At 38.4% G+C, this 22054-nt stretch carries 19 protein-coding genes; 10 read left to right on the top strand and 9 right to left on the bottom strand.

The annotated features are described in order from the left end of the window. Positions 1–88: 88 nt before the first annotated feature. The 3 genes from Q0K96_RS05150 to Q0K96_RS05140 are packed head-to-tail and all read left to right on the top strand — an operon-like array spanning position 89 to position 4653. On the top strand, positions 89–2011 hold the full coding sequence (locus Q0K96_RS05150) for a transglutaminase-like domain-containing protein (RefSeq protein ID WP_297332937.1): 1923 nt from the start codon (positions 89–91) through the stop codon (positions 2009–2011). Beyond that, a complete protein-coding gene (locus Q0K96_RS05145) occupies positions 2011–4173 on the top strand; it encodes a hypothetical protein (protein ID WP_297332936.1) in 2163 nt (720 codons plus the stop codon). Before Q0K96_RS05150 ends, Q0K96_RS05145 begins: the two co-directional genes overlap by 1 nt. A gap of 3 nt (positions 4174–4176) precedes the next feature. Then, positions 4177–4653, top strand: coding sequence for a DUF6265 family protein (locus tag Q0K96_RS05140; protein ID WP_297332935.1), 477 nt, complete (start codon positions 4177–4179; stop codon positions 4651–4653). Here the strand turns inward: Q0K96_RS05140 and Q0K96_RS05135 are convergent, their stop codons facing one another. The 3 genes from Q0K96_RS05135 to Q0K96_RS05125 form a co-directional block, all read right to left on the bottom strand. After that, positions 4654–6972 (bottom strand): hypothetical protein, encoded by a 2319-nt coding sequence (locus Q0K96_RS05135; RefSeq protein WP_297332934.1) that lies wholly within the window; start codon positions 6970–6972, stop codon positions 4654–4656. It abuts the gene before it with no gap. Further along, the gene (locus Q0K96_RS05130; RefSeq protein ID WP_297332933.1) at positions 6932–7966 is read right to left on the bottom strand and encodes a hypothetical protein; all 1035 of its coding nucleotides are present in this window, start codon (positions 7964–7966) and stop codon (positions 6932–6934) included. Before Q0K96_RS05130 ends, Q0K96_RS05135 begins: the two co-directional genes overlap by 41 nt. Before the next feature lie 126 nt (positions 7967–8092). After that, entirely contained in the window at positions 8093–9553 is a 1461-nt protein-coding gene (locus tag Q0K96_RS05125) for an aminoacyl-histidine dipeptidase (RefSeq protein WP_297332932.1), read from the bottom strand. A gap of 88 nt (positions 9554–9641) precedes the next feature. Here Q0K96_RS05125 and Q0K96_RS05120 point away from each other — a divergent pair, with 88 nt between their 5' ends. The 5 genes from Q0K96_RS05120 to Q0K96_RS05100 are packed head-to-tail and all read left to right on the top strand — an operon-like array spanning position 9642 to position 14880. Then, a complete protein-coding gene (locus Q0K96_RS05120; RefSeq protein ID WP_297332931.1) occupies positions 9642–10703 on the top strand; it encodes a DUF3810 domain-containing protein in 1062 nt (353 codons plus the stop codon). A gap of 40 nt (positions 10704–10743) precedes the next feature. Further along, positions 10744–11238: a sigma-70 family RNA polymerase sigma factor gene (locus tag Q0K96_RS05115; RefSeq protein ID WP_297332930.1), complete on the top strand. Its 495-nt coding sequence runs from the start codon at positions 10744–10746 to the stop codon at positions 11236–11238. 7 nt (positions 11239–11245) lie between these two features. Then, entirely contained in the window at positions 11246–11887 is a 642-nt protein-coding gene (locus Q0K96_RS05110) for a hypothetical protein (protein ID WP_297332929.1), read from the top strand. Then, a complete protein-coding gene (locus Q0K96_RS05105) occupies positions 11887–12735 on the top strand; it encodes a TraB/GumN family protein (RefSeq protein ID WP_297332928.1) in 849 nt (282 codons plus the stop codon). The genes Q0K96_RS05110 and Q0K96_RS05105 overlap by 1 nt, the downstream gene beginning before the upstream one ends. A 27-nt stretch (positions 12736–12762) precedes the next feature. Beyond that, complete coding sequence (locus Q0K96_RS05100; protein WP_297332927.1) at positions 12763–14880, top strand: TonB-dependent receptor; 2118 nt, start codon at positions 12763–12765, stop codon at positions 14878–14880. Here Q0K96_RS05100 and Q0K96_RS05095 read toward each other — a convergent pair. Continuing rightward, positions 14877–15680: a lysophospholipid acyltransferase family protein gene (locus Q0K96_RS05095; protein ID WP_297332926.1), complete on the bottom strand. Its 804-nt coding sequence runs from the start codon at positions 15678–15680 to the stop codon at positions 14877–14879. The genes Q0K96_RS05100 and Q0K96_RS05095 overlap by 4 nt on opposite strands. A gap of 40 nt (positions 15681–15720) precedes the next feature. Then, the gene (locus Q0K96_RS05090) at positions 15721–16359 is read right to left on the bottom strand and encodes a CoA pyrophosphatase (protein WP_297332925.1); all 639 of its coding nucleotides are present in this window, start codon (positions 16357–16359) and stop codon (positions 15721–15723) included. 57 nt (positions 16360–16416) lie between these two features. On the opposite strand from Q0K96_RS05090, the gene Q0K96_RS05085 reads away from it, so the two are divergent. Continuing rightward, entirely contained in the window at positions 16417–16860 is a 444-nt protein-coding gene (locus Q0K96_RS05085) for a DUF4268 domain-containing protein (protein ID WP_297332924.1), read from the top strand. On the opposite strand, the gene Q0K96_RS05080 is transcribed toward Q0K96_RS05085, so the two are convergent. The 4 genes from Q0K96_RS05080 to Q0K96_RS05065 all read right to left on the bottom strand — a co-directional run bounded on the left by Q0K96_RS05080 (position 16861) and on the right by Q0K96_RS05065 (position 20984). Further along, positions 16861–19332, bottom strand: a complete 2472-nt coding sequence (locus Q0K96_RS05080) for a DUF5686 and carboxypeptidase regulatory-like domain-containing protein (RefSeq protein ID WP_297332923.1) — start codon at positions 19330–19332, stop codon at positions 16861–16863. Between the two features lie 6 nt (positions 19333–19338). Beyond that, entirely contained in the window at positions 19339–19752 is a 414-nt protein-coding gene (gene aroQ / locus Q0K96_RS05075; protein WP_297332922.1) for a type II 3-dehydroquinate dehydratase, read from the bottom strand. Positions 19753–19875: 123 nt separating this feature from the next. Continuing rightward, positions 19876–20424: a porin family protein gene (locus Q0K96_RS05070; RefSeq protein WP_297332921.1), complete on the bottom strand. Its 549-nt coding sequence runs from the start codon at positions 20422–20424 to the stop codon at positions 19876–19878. A gap of 32 nt (positions 20425–20456) precedes the next feature. Then, the gene (locus Q0K96_RS05065; RefSeq protein ID WP_297332920.1) at positions 20457–20984 is read right to left on the bottom strand and encodes a porin family protein; all 528 of its coding nucleotides are present in this window, start codon (positions 20982–20984) and stop codon (positions 20457–20459) included. Between the two features lie 221 nt (positions 20985–21205). Here Q0K96_RS05065 and Q0K96_RS05060 point away from each other — a divergent pair, with 221 nt between their 5' ends. After that, complete coding sequence (locus tag Q0K96_RS05060; protein WP_297332919.1) at positions 21206–21778, top strand: porin family protein; 573 nt, start codon at positions 21206–21208, stop codon at positions 21776–21778. The last annotated feature ends 276 nt before the right edge of the window (positions 21779–22054 follow it).

Here is a 22054-nt window from a genome sequence, read left to right as displayed (position 1 = left end):
AAAGCGCGCCACATGGCGCGCTTTTTTAACATAAACTATTGTTAAAAAATACCAATAAATATCCTATCTTTCGACCTTTTAAAGGCTTATGAAGAAAATTACTATGGCGCTGCTGTTTGCGGCTTTGGCTTTTCAGTCAGCAAATGCGCAGAAAAACATTGACCCTACTACAGAAGACATTGCCCTTGCCAAACAACTTCGGGAAAAACACGGCAAAGATGATGTAGCAGTCTTAACAAGCAAAGAAAATATTTCTTTTGAACTGAACAAAGATGATGCAGGTGTGGCGGTTAACCATCACATTGAAGAAAGGCTTATGAATATTAACCACCGTGCCGATATTCATAAATATGAATTTTATGACAGCCAGTCGGAGATTCAGGACTTCAGCCTGAAATACAGGAATGATAAATATGCGAATTTTACAGTAAAGGACGAATTCTATACCAGTAACGACCTGTTCTACAATGACTACAGGGTAAAGTATATGGAAGTTACGTTTCCGGTGCAGGGCTATACTTATAATTACAATCTCGACAAAAAATATAAAGATGTAAAGTATTTTACTTCCCTGTATTTTAATGATGAATACCCGATTGTAAAAAAAGAGATTGAGATATTTGTACCCACCTGGCTCGAAATAGAGTTTAAAGAAATGAATTTTGCAGGTTTTGATGTTAAAAAAACCAGCAAGCCTGACCCTAAAGGAAAAGGCACCATTTACACCTATACGTTAGAAAATGTAGCGGCAAGATACAAAGATGAGTCAGCGCCGGGCCCGTCATACATCTATCCGCACCTTTTGGTTGTAGCCAAATCATATACTAATGAAGGTAAAAAGACCACACTTTTTAATTCGACTGCCGATTTATACAAATGGTACAAATCATTGGTAGATAGTGTAGATGAAAATCCTGACGAACTTAAGGCAAAAGTAAATGAGCTTATTGCCGGCGCAAAAACCGATGAAGAGAAAATAAAGAAACTCTATTACTGGGTGCAGGATAATATCCGTTATATCGCTTTTGAAGACGGGCTTGCAGGCTTTCGCCCTGATGCATCTCAAAACGTTTATAAAAAGCGCTACGGAGATTGCAAGGGCATGGCTAACCTTATGCGCCAAATGCTAAAGATTGCAGGATTTGATGCCCGCCTTACCTGGATTGGTACAAAACACATTGCTTATGATTACACTACTCCATCGTTATGTGTAGATAACCACATGATTTGCACCTTATTTAAAGACGGCAAAAAATATTTTCTTGATGGTACAGAGAAATATAACTCGTTTGGTGATTATGCAGAGCGTATTCAGGGTAAGGAAGTAATGATTGAAGACGGTGATAAATATATAATTGCAAAAGTACCAATAACCCCTGCTGCCTCTAATAAAGAAAGCTATAATATCAACTTCAGCATAGAGGGGGAAACACTTAAAGGGAAAGTAAAGGGCAACCTTATCGGCGAAAGCCGCGCCTACTTTTTATACGGCTACAACAACATTAAAAACGATAAAAAAGAAGATGTGCTGCAAAACTACCTTAGCCGCGGCGATAAGAACTTCTCTATATCGAACATAAAAACTTCTAACCTTACCGACAGGGATATAACCCTTACAGTTGAATATGATGCGGTATTGAGAAACAGGGTTTCATCTTTTGATAATGAAATGTATGTTGACCTTGATTATCTTGAGGAAATGGCAGGACTTGATTTTAAAGAGCGAAAAACCGACTTTGAATTCAGCTACAAAAAAGATTATGAATCTAACATTACACTTGCTATACCACAGGGTTATACAGTTTCCAGACTTCCGGAAACACTTGTTGTAGATACTAACGATTATACCTTAACCGCAGCTTACGAGCAAAAAGGCGATGCAATTGTCTATAAAAAGCATTTTGTAATTAAAAACGGCACCATTAAAAAAGCAGACTTCGCCAACTGGAATGATGCCATAACCAAGCTTAAAAAACTTTATAACGACCAAATTACCTTAACTAAACTATAATGAATAAAAAGTTACTATTTATCCTGCTATCGCTTTACTGCGGTATTGTAAGTGCTCAGGACAGCGCCGAAATAAAAAATATGTTTTGGGGTGCAAACGACGAATATAAAAAAGCTGTTACCATTCCCGAAAAGTGGAAAAACGAATCGGCAGTGGTTATTTACAAAAATGAAAATTATGATTACCATAAATTCGGTACAAATGTTACATATATCTCTTCCGTACGGAAGAGGGTAAAACTCCAGGATCAGGCTGCTGTAACAGAGTTCTCAGAATTCTCGTTCAAAGACAGGTTTTATTCTTCAAGAGGTGTAGGTTTTACCTTCAGGAAAGCCGAAAACACGATAGGTATAAAAGTTATCAAACCTGATGGCAGTGAGCGTGAAATTGATGTAAAAGCAGAAGCTGTTAATATGGATGAAGGCAAAAAAATTGCCATATCGAACCTTGAAGTTGGCGATATTATCGATTTTTATTTTTATGCCGAAGAGCCGTTTAAATCTATCTATGAATATGGTTTTGACCCGGTGGAAACCTCTTTAGGAGATGAATATCCGGTAATGAATATGAAGATAACATTTAAAACTGAAAATGATTTTTTTGTAAACTTCAACAGTTATAATGGCGCACCGGAACTTAAGCAGACTTCTGACCCTAAAAGTAAAAACCGTACTTATGAGCTTGTAGCTACTGATATAGAGAAGAATGATTTCCCAAGGTGGTTCTTCCCTTTGGCAGAAGTGCCGTGTTATAAATTCCAGGTGTTTTTTGCCCGTTCAGGCAAGTTTGAAGAAAGGGCTTCGGCATTCCTCCCGGAAAAGGAAAGTATCATAAAAAAAACAGTAAGTGCAGATGATGTACTTGATTTTTATGATGCAAGGTTCTGGCCTCAGGGCGACATAAGCGAAATTAAAAATTTCGTAAAAAACCGCAATTTTAAAAGTGATGAAGAAATGGTGCGCGAAGTATATTACTACACACGCCACCAGTACTACACACGTTATGTAGAGGCTTTTGTGGTTAAAGAGGCCGATATTATGTATCCTTTTGATCTTTATGGCTATGCGCCCGTATTCTTTACTAACGAGATACAGTTTATAAACCATTTTATGGCTTTCCTGAAATGGAAAGATATTAATTATGAAATTGTTGTTGCCACACCACGTTATAATGGCAGCATTAAAGACCTGCTGATAGAGAAGAACACCATAATAATGATTAAAGCTAATACAGCTAATCCTGTTTACCTGCAATTCTTCTCGCCATATACCAATGCCGACCAGATAAACCCTTATATAGAAAACGCTGAGGCTTATGCGCTTCAGGCTGCTAAAGGTAAAGTGGTTAATGGTATCAAAACTATACAACTGCCCTCTTCTACTCATAAGGACAATATGAGCAAAGAAACTATTTATGCCTCTTTGGGAGCTGATTTTTCTGTACTTAACATAAAGCGTGAATCAGAACACTATGGCCATAACAAAGACCAGGACCAAGATGATAAAATGTACTTTTTCGACTATGTTGCCGAAGATTATGCAAAATATGGTACTACCCCACTATTAGAACTGGTTAGGAGCAAGAAGAAAAAAGAACAGTACACTAACGAATTTGACGCATTAAAGAACAAATTGCGTGACAAGCAAAAAGAAGAATTTGAAAAAAGCCTTGAAGGCGAGCTTGGTTTTGAAGTAGATGACCATAAACTTGAAATTGTAAATACAGGCCGCTTTGGTAAAAATACTGCCTTTAGCTATAAAGAAGATTTTACGGTTAAAGATAACCTGCTTAAAAGCGCAGGATCGAACTATGTTTTTGAAATTGGCAAGCTGATTGGGCAGCAGGTTGAAATAGATGAGAAGGAGCAAAAAAGGACAAATAATGTATACTTTCCCTATCCACGCTCTTTTGAAGAAACGATAGAATTTACAGTGCCAGAAGGTTATACTGTAGCCGGTTTAGACAAGCTGAACAAAAAGGTTGAAAACAGTACAGGCGGCTTTGTTAGTACTGCAACTCTAAATGGCAATAAACTTACGGTTAAAGCATATAAGTATTATGCTAACTACTTTACACCAAACAGCAACTGGAAAGATATGCTTGCTTTTCTTGATGCCGCCTACCAGTTTACACAGGAAAAAGTGTTGATTAAAAAAATATAATACATGAAAAAAAGCCTGCTCTGTATCTCAGCTTTTGTGCTGCTTATATCGTGTAAACACGATGATAAATACGCCAACATCCAAAAAGCGGTTTGGCTTGTTGGCTCCTGGGGTAATACATCGGCAGATGAAACACTAACGGAAATTTGGCAAAAGCTGAATGACTCCGTTTTTGCAGGGCAGGCTTTTGTTATTAACGAAGAGAACGACACGGTATTCTTTGAACATATACGTATAGAAGAAAGGAAAGGTGAACTGTTTTATATTGTAACGGTTCCTGACCAAAATGAGGGGCAAGCAGTACCGTTTAAAATGACAACTATAAATGACAGCCTGATTGTTTTTGAAAACCCTGAACACGATTATCCGCAAAAAATAGCATATCGAAAAGTAAATGCAGATTCGCTTGTTGCAGAAATATCAGGCATGCCACAAGGAATAAATCAATCAGAACATTTTCCAATGAAACGGGTACATTAATTACCTCCTCGCTTTAAAATAATCTTCAAAATAAGTACAGTTACCCGCAAGCTCTTTGTAGTATTCCGGGTAATTTTTTTCAAGCTTATCATAGTATGGATTATCATATTCGGGTCTTTCTCCATAATAATACTCGCTATAGGAACTACTCCATTTGTTCTCGGCGCACTTAGCCTGCATGCGTAGGCACAATGCACGAAACTTGTCTGTTTTGGCATGCTGAAATGCGAGGCCGTAATATCGATTGGCAAGATTACATTCATTGTACTCATCATTATCTTCTATAATAGTGATAGTTTGAGTACCACTGCGATACGTGCGGCGCATCATCCACGCATTGCCATAATAAGTCATATTATAATAGCAGTTTGCAACAAGAAAATAATAATAATCCCTGTTCTTCTCTGAAGATTTATTTGCACGGCTAAGATAGGTCATCAGTTTTTGCGTTATCGTATACTTATTCAGCGTAAACCTGTCGTTAAGGGGAATAAAATCGGGTGTATACTTAACCTGAAAAAAAGGGTTTGCATCAAACTGGTTACCAAAACTATCACCTGTCTCCCATGCAGAGTAATTTTCCTGCCAATAGGCATTCCCTGCTTTCCTGAAGCTTTTCGCCGCCATTTTAAGACTATCCTGCCGTATATATTTCATTCCTAAATAGTCATAGAGCATGGGCAATTCATTCTTTAGTATACTGTACTTCCATTTAGAAAATTCATCTTCCTGCTTACTGCACTCAACATCCTTTATCAACAATCCAAGTTGTTCAGGGGTATATACTGCATCTATATAGGCCATATGCTCGCCATAATAATCCATAAAAGTGCTGCCTTTGTTTTTCTTTGCTTTCCAAAAAGCAGAATCACTACCCTCTCCCACATATTCTGTGTAGGATTGCCCCAATAGCGAATACAGCAATGCCGCATCGGTAGTATTACCTTTGTATTCCAGCTCCCGCCCAATCGCAAAAATAAAACGGTCATCTCCTGCATTTTTTAACAGTACAGGCTTTACTTCTTCTAAAATTACCGCACTGCCTACCGCCTGGGCTGCCGTAATAGCGAGTGCCCTGGTCCTTTCAATCTGGCGCTGCTCATCTATTGTAAGGGTAGCGTGCTTTTTAAGCCCCTCAATTGTTGCAAGGCAGTTACTGTAGCGGTTTGTTACAAATTCAAGCTGTGCTTTTATAAGCAGCCAAAATTGCGGGTTATATACTTTTGAAAGGTTAGAACTATTTATAAAATCAAGTACATCCTGCGCGTAACGCCTGTCTGCCGCTACCCTGCTCAATACTGAAGTTACCGCTCCGTTATATTCTTCATCATAGCCTTCTAAATATACAGATGGCTCAAACATACTGTAATAGGGTGTATATACCCAGTCTTCAATTTTATTCATTTCCCGCAAAAGCAAGAAGTCAAGCCCTTCGCTGCCCGGGTTGTTGGCATACATACCCTTAATCTGGTTTAAAGCCCTGTCAGGCGTGTGTATAGCCGAAAGCAAATACACATTAGCCCGCTCTTCTTTTATTTGGGCATGCTGCAAAACCTCTTCAAGAGGCAATTCTGTATCAAAACTACCATAAACTACAAAACGCTTGTCGGGGGCATTTGCAAAAACCTGTGCCGCCATAAATGACTGTAAAGAAGGATCTTCTTCGGCAAGGGTACGGAAGTAGAGGCTATAGTAATAAATAATCCCTTTATTTTTAGAGCCTTTAAAATTACTGTCAAATATTTCGCGGACACGCTCAAAATCCTGGTCGTAAAACGCGAGACGGATAGCGAGGAACAGGTAACGCTCTTTTATAAGCGGGTTCTTTGCCATGCATTCGCCTTCCATAGCATTGTAAATAAACAGGCTACGTATACGGACATTCATGGTGTCATTACGCTCCCACGGATCGGCTATAAAAGCATTAGCCAATTCGCACTCTTTGGCAAATCTCAGGTACTGTATTGCTTCAAAATCTTTTACTGCATACAGGTACTGCACCATAAGGTTATGGCTATTTGCATCAAAATTGTTTTTATCCAGTTCATATACTGCCTGGTGAATGCTGCCAAGAGGTACCTTGCCGTGGCAATAGTTAAACCAGGCTTCATCATTCGGCGGCAGGTGCTGCTCATCAAATATCTGCCCCGGCTCAAAAGAATTAGCCGTATAATGGAACTCTGAATATGTTGTGAAACCAAAATATTCAGGTTTAAAAAAACAATACCTTACATCTTCGCCAAACGGATAGTAACCACAGGCACTGACTGTAATGCTGCTACTCAGTAAAATTACTGTAAAAACTTTCAATATCTTCATGGCTGTATTGGCTTAGCTGTTGTTTATCAAGATGAAAAAGGCTAACTGTTATTTCACTATCAAGCATAACGTGTTTTTTAATTTGCTGAATAGCGTTTTTCAGCATTTCAGGAGAAACTTCTTCAATTTTAACCATGTCTCCCTTACGAAGGTAAAACTCGTTTATAACCGTATCTTTTGTTATGCTGTACCATAATGGCTTTTGCGCTGATAAGATTTTTTTAAATTCAAGATTGTCGGTGTATAGTAATTTGGTAAAATGATTATTCTGATACACCTGCACCCACGAGAACACAGGCAGTGCAATATCAAGATGCAGCGGGTAAACTTCATTTGTTTTTAAGTAGGCTGAAAATTCATTTTCATCAAAAATCGAATTCCGGTTATGGTCTTCAAGCGGACTTATAAGGTTATAACACATAAGCATGGCAGTATCTACAGGCGGTACACCCATTTTATCAGGATATTTATATGGGTAAAGGCGTAACGTGCAGCTTATTTTTTTACCTGATAGACTTTTAAGCTTTTTAAGGAAATAAAAATAATTGTCTTTGGTGGAAGGTGTCCAGTCGCAGTCCATCTGATACTCGTAAATAACTTTATTTCGATACATATAGTTACTACTGTATTTACCAATTAGAAAATTAACATTATCGGCAAGGGTATCCAGTGCCCCTTGGGTAATATCTTTAAATACCTCGTTTTTGATATATACTGTGGGCACAACTTCGATACTGTCAATACTGTCAATATTATACATATTTAAAGAGGTTTTGGCAACGGGCACAATTCCCATCATGTCATTTTTTTCTACCTCAAAAAATTTTATGTACAGCCTTTTTATATTGTTGTCTTTAATAATATTCTGCTCACCATCATTAATACACCAGCTACTGCTTTTCCAGTAATAAAAGGCACGGTTTATCTTTTCCGCCTTTTGGGAGCAGGAGAATAACAAGATGCCTGCAAACAGTGCAAGGATAAGCTTTTTCATGAAGTGATGGTGGTTTTTTATACAACGCTAAATCGTTGTAAAAGTATATGTTTCAGTGGAATTATTTACTAATAAAAGCCCGCTTTATTAAAAGCGGGCTTTTTAAAATTTAAGATAGGAGAGCAACTATTTCTTTGGTATATTTTCAAGTATTTCCAAGACAAACTTCCAGTATTTTTGAGCTGAAGATATACTTGCCCTTTCATCAGGGCTATGTGCGCCTTTAATAGTTGGCCCGAAAGAAATCATATCCATATCAGGGTAGTTGGTTCCTAATATACCGCACTCAAGGCCGGCATGGCAGGCAACAACATTCGGCTTTTCGCCATTCTGTTTTTCATAAATGTCTTTAAGTACATCCAGTATGGGCGAATTTACGTTTGGTGTCCAGCCGGGGTAAGAACCTGAAAAGTTAACTTCGCAGCCAATCAGTTCAAAGGTGCTTCTAAGTGCGTTGGCGAGGTCGAATTTAGAGCTTTCTACAGACGAACGCGTAAGGCAGCCTATGTGTATCTTACCATCTTTTACAATTACCCTTGCTATGTTATTAGAAGTTTCTACAAGGTCTTCCATATCGGCACTCATGCGGTAAACGCCGTTATGGGCGGCATAAAGCGCGCGGGTTAAGCCTTCCTGTACTCCTAAATCCATTACTTTGGCAGGAGCCTCGGTTTTTTCCAAAACAACTTCAAGCCTTGGTTCTGTAGTCTTAAATTCAGCTTTTATTTCCTGTATCAGTTCGTTCATATCAAACTGAAAAGCCTCATCAAAAATATCGGATATTATCACTTTGGCAAAACTCTCTCGCGGAATAGCATTGCGAAGGCTGCCACCGTTAATTTCGGCAATCTGTAAACCAAAGTTCTCAAACCCGTCAAACAAAAGGCGGTTCATTATTTTATTGGCATTGCCCAGCCCTTTATGTATATCCATACCACTGTGGCCGCCGTTAAGTCCTTTAACAGTTATATTATAACCAATAGCATTTTCCGGCGTGTCCTCTTCATTATAGGTGCGTTCTGCTGTAACATCTACCCCACCGGCACAGCCAATATCAATTTCATCATCTTCCTCTGTATCAAGGTTCAGCAGTATTTCACCGGTAAGCAGGCCACCTTTAAGCCCCATTGCACCTGTCATGCCTGTTTCTTCATCAATGGTAAAAAGGGCCTCTATAGCCGGGTGCGGTATATCTGTGCTATCAAGTACTGCCATTATTGTGGCAACACCAAGGCCGTTATCGGCGCCAAGTGTAGTTCCTTTTGCACGTACCCAGTCGCCGTCAACATACATCTCAATTCCCTGTGTGTCGAAATCAAACTGTGTGTCGGCATTCTTTTGGTGCACCATATCAAGATGGCTTTGCATCACTATTGTTTTCCTATTTTCCATACCCGGAGTAGCAGGTTTTTTAATGATAACATTGCCCACCTCATCAATTACAGTTTCAAGGTTTAGCTTCTCGCCAAATTCTTTCATGAAAGCTATTACACGTTCTTCTTTTTTAGAAGGGCGCGGCACGGCATTAAGGTCGGCAAACTTATTCCAAAGTGCTTTTGGCTCAAGGTTTTTTATTGCTTCGTTCATCTATAGTTTTTGTTTTTCAGTTTGTAAGTTCATAAATAATGATTACAAAAATACTACTTATATTTACAATCAACTATTGTATTGCCTGATGAAGAAAAAGATTATACTGTGCCTTTTGCTGCCACTGCAAATTATAATTGTTAACCTGTTATCGTTTTTTCCGGAATTTGTAGAAGATTATTACAGCACAGGGCTATATCCTTACATTGCAAAAGTATCGCGTATATTATTTGGCGTTGCAGGGTTTTCTGTAGGCGATATTATCTATACAATAGTAATCATCCTGATTATACGATGGCTTTGGGTAAGGCGCAAAACATGGCGCCGCGGCTGGAAAGCCAACCTTATTACTATTGGCAGCTTTTTATCGGTGTTTTATTTCCTTTTCTATTTTTTATGGGCGGTAAATTACCACCGGGTTCCGCTGAATGAAAAAATGGGTATTGAGAAAAAATATACTCCCGAAGAGCTTATCAGTTTTACCAAAAGGCTTATTACAAAAGCAAATGCCGTACACCTACAAATTACAGGCAATGACACTATAAAAGTTGTGAATCCTTATACTGTAGAAGAAATATATAAACACTCGCCTGACGGCTATAAAGCTATAGCGTTGCTTAACCCTAATTTTACTTTTAAGCATGAAAGCCTTAAATCGTCATTATTAAGTACTCCCCTTTCTTATATGGGTTTTGGCGGCTACCTTAACCCATTTACTAATGAAGCCCAGGTTAACTGCCACCTGCCCTTGTATAACCTGCCTACAACAGCCTGCCATGAAATGTCGCACCAATTAGGCTATGCATCTGAGAGTGAAGCTAATTTTATAGGGTACATGGCTTCTATAGCCAATGATGATATTTATTTTAAATACTCCGGATATACGTTTGCGCTTAAATATTGCCTACGGAATATAAAGAAGATTGATGAGGCGCAGGCAGAGGCACTGCTGCCATTGGTTAACAAAGGAATTTTATTAAACTATAAGGAAACCGACCAATTCAGCGAAAAATATGAATCTTTTGTAGAAACTATTTTCAAGTATTTTTATGATAACTACCTGAAATTAAACCATCAGGAAGACGGCCTTGAAACCTACAGCAAGTTCGTAGGGCTGTTGGTGAATTATTATAAAGATAAAGATTTATAAAATGCTGTAACATTTTACAGCTTTATAATACTTATGCAATATGGATTCGGCTTTAGAACAATCTTTTGTGCAACAGCTTCAGGAAAACCAAAACCTGATACACAAAATATGCAGGCTCTACACTAACAGTGAAGATGCCCACAAAGACCTTTTCCAGGAAATTACCATTCAGCTCTGGAAAGCCTATCCGCAATTCAGGGGCGATTCTAAATTTACTACATGGGCCTACCGTGTGGGCCTTAACACAGCAATAACACTTTACCGTAAAAAAAGCAGGACTGTTAACACTGTAGAATTTGACAGCAGCCTGCACCGTATTAACCAGGAGGAATATAATTATGAAGAAGAAGAGCATATAAAACTACTGTACCAGGGCGTACAGCAGTTAAACGACATTGAAAAAGCACTTGTGTTTATGTATCTTGAAGACAAAGATTATAATGAAATTTCGGATACCCTGGGTATAAGCGAAGTTAACGCAAGGGTAAAAATGAACAGGATAAAAGGAAAATTGAAAAAAATATTAAATCCGTAAGTTGGATATGGATGCATTAGATAAATTAAAAAGCGACTGGAAGAAGAATGAGGGTAAATATCCAAGATTCTCTGAAAAAGATATTTATGCCATGCTGCATAAACGGTCTTCTTCTATCGTAAAATGGATATTAATGATAAGCGTGCTGGAATTTATATTTTGGCTCGGACTTTCATTTTTGTTACGCGACAGCTCTCAGGTTAAAAAAGTTAACAGCTTTAACATACAGTATATAACCATACCGTTAGAAGTTATCAATTATATCATAATACTCTTTTTTGTGGGAGTGTTTTATAAAAACTATAAAAAGATAAAGGTAACAGATAATGTCCGTAACCTTATGCAAAACATTTTGCATACAAAACGCGCTGTTACATATTATATCTTTTCTATTATTATATATATGCTAATATCTATAATAACAATATTCATCCTGTTCTTTAACTATGACCCAGATCTTATAAAATTGGTACATGAATCTGAAGTTAATGGTAACCTTGCTAAATTTTATGCTATATACATTAGCCTGGCACTTGTAGGAACGGCTGTTATATTATTGGTATTCTGGCTGTTTTACAAACTATTGTATGGGCTGCTGCTAAAACGCCTGCACCGCAATTATGAAGAACTTAAAAAACTTGACCTGTAATGAAAAAGTTTCTTTTACTGCTTTTATCTGCATTGCCGCTTCTATGCACGGCACAGCAGCTCGAAAATTCGCTTTTATGGAAAATTACCGGCAACGGGCTTAAAGAACCTTCTTATCTGTTTGGTACATTCCACATTACCTGCGATGCCTCTTTAAGCAATAAGGTAAAAAAAGCAATGGATAACACCACGCAGTTATACCTTGAAATTGACATGACCGACCCATCTTTAATGGCAACAATGATGAAGGGTTCTATCATGAAAAATGGTGTAAGAATGAGCCAGTTGGCGAGTACGGAAGATTATGAGGCTGTAAAAAAATATGTCTTTACAAATACAGGTACAATGGTTACTATGATTGATAACTTTAAGCCTGCTATTGTAGAAATGATGGTTTTGCCCAAAATGCTGAAGTGCCCAATGCAGTCTGTAGAGCAGGAACTTATAAAAGTTTGCAAAGAGCAGCAGGAAAAAGTTTACGGCCTGGAAACCATTGAAGACCAAATGGCTGTTTTTGATGCAATACCTTACCAGCAACAAATGGATAAACTTATTGAGCATGCAAAAGAAGGTATAGAAAGCCAGGCAGGGGAGTTTGATAAAATGATAGAGGTATATAAAAAAGAAGACCTTAAAGCAATTATGGATTTAGTGAAAGAAGAAAACACTACCGAAGAAGGTGCAGAACTTTTAGATAAACGCAACAAAAAATGGATACCTAAAATTGAAGCAGCAGCTAAAGTAACGCCAACCTTTTTTGGAGTAGGTGCCGCCCACCTGCCGGGAGAAAATGGTGTTATAAACCTATTGCGCCAGAAAGGTTATACGGTAGAAGCTGTAAAACAGTAGCCGAAAGCATCAGAACATTCAAATCCAATGAAAATACGTTTTACGTTCCTTGCCTTTATTTTATCGCTCAATGTCTTTTGCCAGGAAGAAACAACTGTGAAAAAAGATTCTACAGCAGTAATGGAAACAGAACAGCTTAAGGAAGTGATAGTAGAAAAAAAGAAAAAAGCCGTAGAACGCAGGGCTGACAGAACTATATTCGACTTCTCTGAACAGGCTTACCTTAACTCCGGCTCTTTAATGGAAGGGCTTAAAAAGCTGCCCGGACTTATAGTATCAGATGTAGCCGGTATGCTGTATCAGGGCAAACAGCTACAGGTATTTATGGATGGACGCCCGTTAAACATCTATTCTAACGAGCTTAATGCCTATCTTGAAGGCATGCCGGCAAGCGCAATAGAAAAAGTAGAGGTTATAACCAATCCGGGGGCAGAATTTCCGGCAACATCAGGTGGGGCCATCATAAATATAATTACATCTAAAAAAGCCCAGAAATATCTTAGCGCAACTTACTCCGGGGGGTATAGCTTTACCAATTATGATGATACCCGCCACAGGTTTAACAACAGCATGACGCTTAGTGCCGCAAATAAGCTATTCAGCTGGCAGGTACAAGCCGGGCAAAGCTATGGTGAAAGCTTTAGCAGAAGCAATTTTCAGGATGCAGATGTGGTACTGTCCAATAATTTTTCTGACCGCTACAACCACTTTTACTATCTAAAAACAGGGCTGAAGTTCGATTTTAAGAAAGACCGCCTGCTGGTTAACTATGATATAACAACCAGTGATAATAACGCATATATAACCGCTTTTGGTGAAGGCTTTGCAACTGATGACAAAAGTATGACAGGCTCACTGTATCACGATTTAATGCTGACGTATCAAAAAAGGTTTGATGACCCTTTCAGGAAGCTGGATATAAGATTTAATTTTAACGACAACAGCAACGGGAACGACCTTAATTCAAGGCTCACCGAAAACCCTGTATTAAACAATAACAGCAACCAGAATTTTTACCAGTTGAGGGCAGATTATTCTCAGGAGATACCCTTTTTAGATAAATCAAAAATAAGTGCCGGTACTCTCGCCGACTTACTTGATTTTGAGACAGAAAGTTTTGATGTTATAAACTTAGATTATACCAGGAGCACACTTGCAGCGTATACAGAGTTTCAGGCCAACTATAAAAAGTTTGAGTTTATATTAGGCGGAAGACTCGAATCGTATGACATAGAAGGTAATACTGATACGGATGAGCTACTGCCTTTTAGCCAGGTGCGTTTTTTCCCGAATGCTACGGCACAATATAATTTTATGCCGCAGGTAAATATTAATGCCAACTATAACAAAAAAATCAGGCTGCCTGATACCGCTGCACTAAACCCGAACAACACCAGTTACCAAAACCCAAATGTTACTTTTTTTGGTAACCCCAACCTGCAGCCTACCATATACCATAACTTTGAGGTGCAGCTTAATGCCTTTGAATACTTTTTTATAAACTATTCGGTTACCGATGCCCAAAACCAAATCATCAGCCGTATCATAAACACTCCTGATGGTGCTGCGAGTGTGTCGGAAAACCTCGATAAACTTACTATACGCAATTTTAATTTCGGAATACCCCTGCCCTATATGCTATTTACCAAAGGGCTTGCAGAAACCCTTAAAATGGATTTTAATCCTGATGAGATCAACTTCTTATATATATACGCCGGTAACCAGAAACACATTATACCCAGTGTTGATACTAAAAGTGTGTGGAATTTTAACCTGACGTCGCAGCTTGTCCTGCCAAAAAAGATAAAGTTTACCGCAAACTATACCGCTTCAAACACAGGTGGTAACTACTATTATTATAATGTAAGAAAACCGCTTTACCAGCAGGTTGACCTTACTTTTTCGCGCAAGTTTTTATCAGATAACCTTTCCGTTTCTGTATATGCAAATGATATTTTTAATACCAACCACCAATACTTCGGTATTACGGATACCAACCTGCTGTATGATAACAAATATGACTCCCGGAGGATTGGGATATCATTAAATTACAAGATCCCTTCTAAAAATAAACTTGCAAAAGAAGAAGGTAATATCCTTACAAATGAGAAAAAGCAACAGGACAACGATTTAATTGGGAATTAATAATCCCATTTACGCTTTTTGTTTAGCTCCTCTTGTGCTTCAAGAACCTCGGCAGGTATTACTTTAAGGAAAGAAGGGTGTTGCTCTATTGCATATTCAATCTTTTCAAGGATGTTCTCAATAGATTCATTTTCATAATCTATGTCAAGCGGTTCTTTAACAATGAAAGATTGCAGTATGCCCTTCTTTTTAAGGCGGAGGCCCTTTTTATCAAAAGAGCGGCGAAAGCCATCAATTACGATAGGCACAACTATAGGCTTGTGCTGCTTAATAATGTGTGCAGTACCTTTACGGATAGGCTTAAAAGGCTTTGTAGTGCCTTGGGGGAATGTTATAACCCACCCGTCTTTAAGGGCTATTTTAATATTTTCGGTATCATTGGGGTTTACCTCGCGCTGCACTTCTTTGCCTTTTGCCCTCCAGGTACGTTCTACGGTAATAGCGCCGGCATAAGCCAGGATGCGGGGCAAAAGGCCCGACTTCATGGTTTCCTTAGCGGCTACGTAATAAATATTAAGTTTGGGGTGCCATATATAGGCTATGTTCTTAATATTGTCCTCACGCCCTTTTAAACTGGCATTAAACACATGGAACATTGCCACAACATCGGCAAAATAAGTCTGGTGGTTTGATATAAAAAGTACATTAGTATCAGGTAAAGAGCGGATAATTTCTGAACCCTCTACATTAAGCTCGTTAAAACCACGGTAGCGCCTGTGGGTTAATATCCCAAAAACACGTATAAGCCACTTTTTAAGGAAAAGTATATGCCCGAAAGGATTTCTCCTGAATAATCCCATTTTAGTAAAATCAAAAAGGCAAAATTACAAAAACCTGATGTTATAGCACGCTTTTTATGGTTTCTTTAAGCTCGCTCATTATCATTGCCGTAGCGCCCCAGACAAAATGTTCGCCTACTTTAAATCCCGGTACTGCAATTCGCTCTGAATAAGATGTTTGCAGTTGTGATGTTATAATAATAGAATCATCTAAAAAAGTTTGTAAGGGCAGTTCTATCAGTTCTGATACCTCGGATGGGTCAGGTTTAAATATGGGTGTCTCAGCGGCAACGCCTAAAAATGGGTAAACAAGAAAGTTACTCGGCGGTATATAAAGCTCTGTAAATGGCATTATAATATCTATTTCATTTGCCGTAACGCCTATTTCTTCACAGGTTTCCCTAAGGGCTGTAGCAGCAAGGTTTTCATCTTCAGGCTCTGCCTTACCACCGGGAAACGATACCTGTGCCGAGTGCACTCCGGGATAGGTATTGCGCTTTATCAGTATAAGGCTGGCTTCATCACCCTTAGGGTAAAAAAGCATCATAACAGCAGAAGGCCTCGGGTTTTTATCGGCATAAAAATCGGCTGATAATGACTGTACCCGCTCCAGCGGAGCCATTTTTAAATGTGCTTTAACAGCCGGTAGCCGCTCTTTTTGTATTTTTGGGAGGTATTTTACAAATTCAGTAAACTGCATCTGGGGTATTATATTACCCGTAAATATACATTAAAAACCGCACAACACCTACACTATATGTTCAGCAAGGCCGAAGCACAACAGATAAAAAAAGAATTCTGGACGACATTTGCGGATACCTACCCGCGAAAGTGGCTTTTATATGATACCAGGATAAAAGATGTGTCTTTCAAATTTTATGTAGACAACAAAAAAGCTATGGTAATGCTGGATATTGAGCCTAAGGAAGATGATAAGCGCCGCATTTATTTTGAAAAAATGGAGTCTTTACAAAACATATTACTGGAAGAACACCTGCCTGATGCCGTTTTTGAAAAAGAACATTATCTTGAAAGCGGAAAAGAGATCAGCCGCATATATGTTATCCTGACAGGCATAAGCCTGTACAACAAAGCTACGTGGAATACTGTTTTTGATTTCTTTGCCGAAAAAATGACAGCGTTCGAAATGTTCTTTTATGAGTATGAAGATTACATCCGCGACCTTGATATTAACACATAACTACTCCAGTATATCAAGAAACGACAGGCCGATTACAACACCATCGCCTATAAAACCGTTTTCATAGGCTCTTATATAATCAATACGTAAGAAACGTACTTTGCCCCAGCCTAAGTTATCAAGCCCTACGGTATATTCCATATAAGGATTCCTGCCGGGTATTGAAAGTACGTGGTAACCACCTACCAAATGGTAATTCAGTTTATTTATAAGCGGAATTTTATTGGTTATAAAACCTTTAAAGTTATGCTCTGCATGTCCTTCTATATAACTGTCATTAGTGCTGTGTGTGTAGTACGGTAAAAAATTAAACACATTAAGGTAGCGTTCAGAGCGGCCCACATGGGTGCGGTTGCCGTTAAAATGGCGGTAATCGGTAAAAGCTATATTGTCGCTGTCAAAAAACTTGCCTGCCCTTACAGCCGTTCCTGTCTCACCATATTGCCCAATATTAAGTATGTAATTTATCCTGCCCGAAAGGTGGTTAAAGTTATAATCGGATATACTGGCGCCAAAGCCTTTCTCAAACTTTACATAAACTACAGGGTACAAAGGGTTGGGTACATTTTCCTTGCCCGAAGGGCGAATCCTGTATTTTTGCCCAAAGCTGAACTGCGCCGCTACAGAAGCCCTTACCATATCATGCTTTAAAAATGCGGGTGTGTCATAATCATAGGGCTGTAGTGGGTTGTTAGATGTATAAGGGTCATAAAGGTCTTTAAGGGTAGAAAAATTGGTATTATTAAATAACGGTTTCCGGCGGGTATATTCCATACTGCCATAAAGCATTATGCCGTTAACAACTTCTTCTTCATACGAAACATTTACAAAGGTGTTGTCATACAGCTTCATGTAATTATCCTTAAAGAACAATGTACTGATACTATTTACAATCCTGTTTATTGGCTTCTCGGGATTAAACTGCTGAATGCTGCTTCCTCCCCTTAACGTTAATGTACGTTTATTAAAATTGTTGAATTTGTGCGATATGGTTCCGGTAGCCCTGAAGCGTTCTTCAGCAAACCCGTAATTAAGGTCGGTACCTACAGTTGTACTCGTGTTATCCTCATCATTGGTAAAGGTATAATAGAATGATGGCGACAATGCATATGCCTGTACCGTATTAAATCCCAGGCTTAATAACACTCCTGAATATTTTATCTGCCAACTGTCTATAGAATTATAATAGGTATGCCCTAATGCAGGCGATAATAGTTTATAGCGGTTCCTGATACTGTCGCTGGCGCGCAGGTAAGGGGGCGATGTTATAATATTCTCTATACTATCTTTTTCTATATAATCGGCAAGTTCTTCTTCTGTTAGCGGTATTGGCCTTTTCCTGCCCCAGTATTCACCGGGCTTTTTGTTTGCATCTTTTTCAACAAACATAATTTCGTTGCCAAATGTCTTATCTGTAAACCCTGGGTTTAAGTTATAATTACTGTAAACATGAAGAAAATTACCTTCTGCCTCTACCCCAAACACTGAAAATGCAAAGTTTAGCGATTGTACATTTTTTGTCCAGATACCTTCAGTACTGTTGTAGCCGTAAAGCTGCTTTATGGTAAGGCTTTCCAACAGGGGCTGCCCTATCCTGCTTCCCTCTATATCAAGCTCTACAGCATATAATTCGCCCGTTTCTTCCAAAAGGTATATATAACCATGAAAGGCTGCTGTATTACTTTCTTTCGGCATAACCTTTATTTTACTTACCTTTTGGTTATTATCAGAAAAAATGCTTTCGGTTTCAAACAAATAATAGTCCCATGCTTCTTCAGATATAGGTGATACTGCACTCACATCAAATGAAAGGTACTTTTGGTAAAAATCAAATTCAGCAGCCGATGCACTGTTGTAGCTATACCCATTATCATCGCCACTTATTTTAGATGCCAGTACCCTTTCGTGCATTTTGTCCGGCCTTTGATATTTTATCCTTGATACTGTTTCTGAAAGATAAATAATACCGCTACCGGTAGTATCAAGCCTGCCCTGAAGGTCGCTAAGGCGCTTGCCCAGCAGCTTGCGTGGCACATTTTTAATAGTATAAGAACCCCGGGAGTAAAAGTCTGCTTCATAAGCAGCGGTTTTAGCAGCGTTCCTGCCCCTGTTAGCAATTGCTCTATCTATAACACTGTTTTCTGTATTATTTGCCGTTACTGCCATTTGGGTACGGCTGTAAGCAGCAGGCTTCATCACAATATTAAATGTATAAGGCAGGCTGTCGGCTGTTATTGCAGCTATTTCTGTAGTATAGCCAAGGCTCCTTATCATTAAAGTATATTCTCCGGGTTTTTCTGCAGCAAGGCTGTAGGTACCATCTTCGTTAGATGCTGTACTGGTATAAGTACCCTTTATGGCAATACTGGCAAAAGCCACAGGCCCGCCATCAGCAGTGGTTACACTGCCTTTAATCTGTGCATTAACACAAACGCACAGAATCAGTAATATCAGTAAAAGGCACTTTCTCATAAAGATTTATTGAAAAGATTGTATGGCCAGCTTATAGCCTTTTAAGCCAAAACCTACTATTACACCCGCACAAACAGGTGAAAGATAGGATTGGTGTCGAAATGTTTCGCGGGAGTATGTATTCGATATATGTACTTCTACTACCGGAGCCGTTATGGCTTTAACTGCATCTGCAATACCAACAGAAGTATGGGTGTAAGCACCTGCATTTAATATAATACCATCAAGCGCAAAACCTGCCTCTTGTATTTTGGTAATAATCTCTCCTTCAATATTGCTTTGGTAGTAGCTTATATCCGTATCAGGAAAGTCAGCCCTCAGTTTCTCGAGGTACTCTTCAAAAGTTTCATTTCCGTATATATCAGGTTCCCGTTTCCCTAAAAGGTTAAGGTTAGGGCCATTAATTATAAGTAACTGCATATTCTCTTTTTGTAAAAATAATCATTCAATAGCCATACTTGTATGTGCTATAACAGTAAATTTAACACTATAACGCATAAAAAAACCGGCATAAGCCGGTTTAGATTTTATTTATATGTGCTTTTAGAAAAAGTATCCTACAGACAACTGGAATACAGCATTTTTAGCATCTATATTATCAGAAACATCTGTTAAGCCTATAGTATAACGTGCCTGTGCAAAAAGGCCTGCTATTATTTTAAGCTCTACCCCTCCTGCTGCTGCCATATCAAAGCTTTTGGTATCCCATGCTTCCTCTGCTTCATCTACAAGGAAAGAAAACTGTGGGCCGGCCATAACACTAAGTGAATTTGGCAATATATAAAATTTTGCCATTACCGGTACCGATATGTAATCAAGGTTTATATCTTGTGCAACACCTACAACACCATCTTCTTCAAACTTTGCCTTACCTCCCTGAGAAGAGAATAAACCTTCTGCCTGAACAGAAAAAGTAGGTACAAGATTAAGCTCAAGCACGGCACCGGCATGAAAATTTGTAATGCCTTCAGAGTCTATATCGCCGGTTAAGTTAGAAAAGTTGGCTCCGGCTTTAACACCAAAATTAATACCTTGTGCCTGAGTGGCTACTGCACCTAAAAGTGCTACTGCTAAAAATAAAATTTTCTTCATGTTAATATCAGTTTATTGGTTTATACCTGTTTTTAAAACATATAGCATAATGATAGCTGTACTACAGTGTTTTTAAGTTCCCTGTTATCAGATACTTTTGTATTTCCTGCAACATAACGTGCTTGTGCAGAAAAGTTATCGGCAAAGAAAAATTCTAAACCTGCTGCAAGCCCTAAATCATACGTATTACTTTCAAACGGAGTAAAACTGTCAGACTCACTTATAAGCAAGCCAATCTGTGGCCCGGCATGTATATTAAAGCTGTCTGTAAAATACAGCTTAAGCATTACAGGCAGGTTAACATAGTTTAGTTTATAGGTTTCATCTTTTGTTTTGGCTCCCTGAACAGAATACAAAAATTCAGGCTGTACGCTAAGCGCATCCAGAAGGCGCATCTCTGCAACTATACCGCCATGAAAACCGGAAAGAACGTTAAAATCATCTGCATCATCTCCCCTGAAATTGGCAAAGTTTATACCCGCTTTTACGCCAAATGCCTGTGAATGGCAAGTGGTAATACCCGCTATAAATATGCCTGCTGCAAGTAAAAAATTTTTCATACTCTAATTTGTGTTTGGTTTTATGCACACAAAAATAGCATAATTTACAAGACAGCAAAGGTTAGAACTAAATTCAGCGATAGCATTTTTCAGTTTCATTATCAATGCGAAGTTACATTAGCATCAGTTAAGTAATTCATAATATTTTAATAAAAAATAGCCAACACCTTAAATTTTTTCCTATTAAAAAAATGTATTTTTACCGCCATAAAATTTTATACATGAAAAAAATATTACTATCAGTTACAGCACTACTCGCCTTTAACATGGCACAGGCTCAGGATTTCAGAATCGGACCAAAATTTGGCCTTAATTATGCCAACATCAGGAGCGAACCTAAAACCGACGGAGCTATTATCGGATACAATGTTGGTGCTATAGGAGAACTTGTACTTAGCGAAACCTTCAGTATCCAGACAGAAATCTTATATTCAACACAAGGAGCAAAGTTAGCAGACGGAGACACAAGAAGCGAAATAGCCCTAAACTATCTTAATATACCCATTATGTTTAAATATTATATTAAAGATGGGTTGAATATAGAAGCAGGTCCACAATATGGCAGGCTTTTATCAGTAGAAAGTGATGATAACATGACCGGCCTGTTTGATGTATGGGACAGCTATAAAGATAGTGACATATCATTTAATGCAGGTGTAGAGTATTATTTTGAATGGGGAATGTTTGTACAGGCGCGATATAGCGTGGGGCTTACAGATATAAATGACAGCGAGCTTTTTGAAAATGAAAAGTACAATAACGTATTCTCTCTATCTGTCGGATTAAAGCTGTAATAAAGAAAACTTATTTATGAATTATTAATAGCTCCTGATTTGGGAGCTATTTTTTATGAGTAATAAAACTTTTGATTCATCTCCTGATACTTATAACTTAGGATACAGAAAAATATAATTGATTATACATATAAAAAAGCAGCCCGGAAATCCGGGCTGCTTTTTTTATTTAAAGTTATTATTATCGTTTTAACGAGAAGTGCGCCTTGAACTCGAATGGGAGTTCTACGGTTTCTTCTACCATCATCGGTTCGTTGGTATTAGGATCCCTTATGA

The organism is Flavobacterium sp. (assembly GCF_024305175.1).
GTDB lineage: Bacteria > Bacteroidota > Bacteroidia > Flavobacteriales > Flavobacteriaceae > Flavobacterium.
This window is presented reverse-complemented; position numbering and strand designations above follow the sequence as displayed.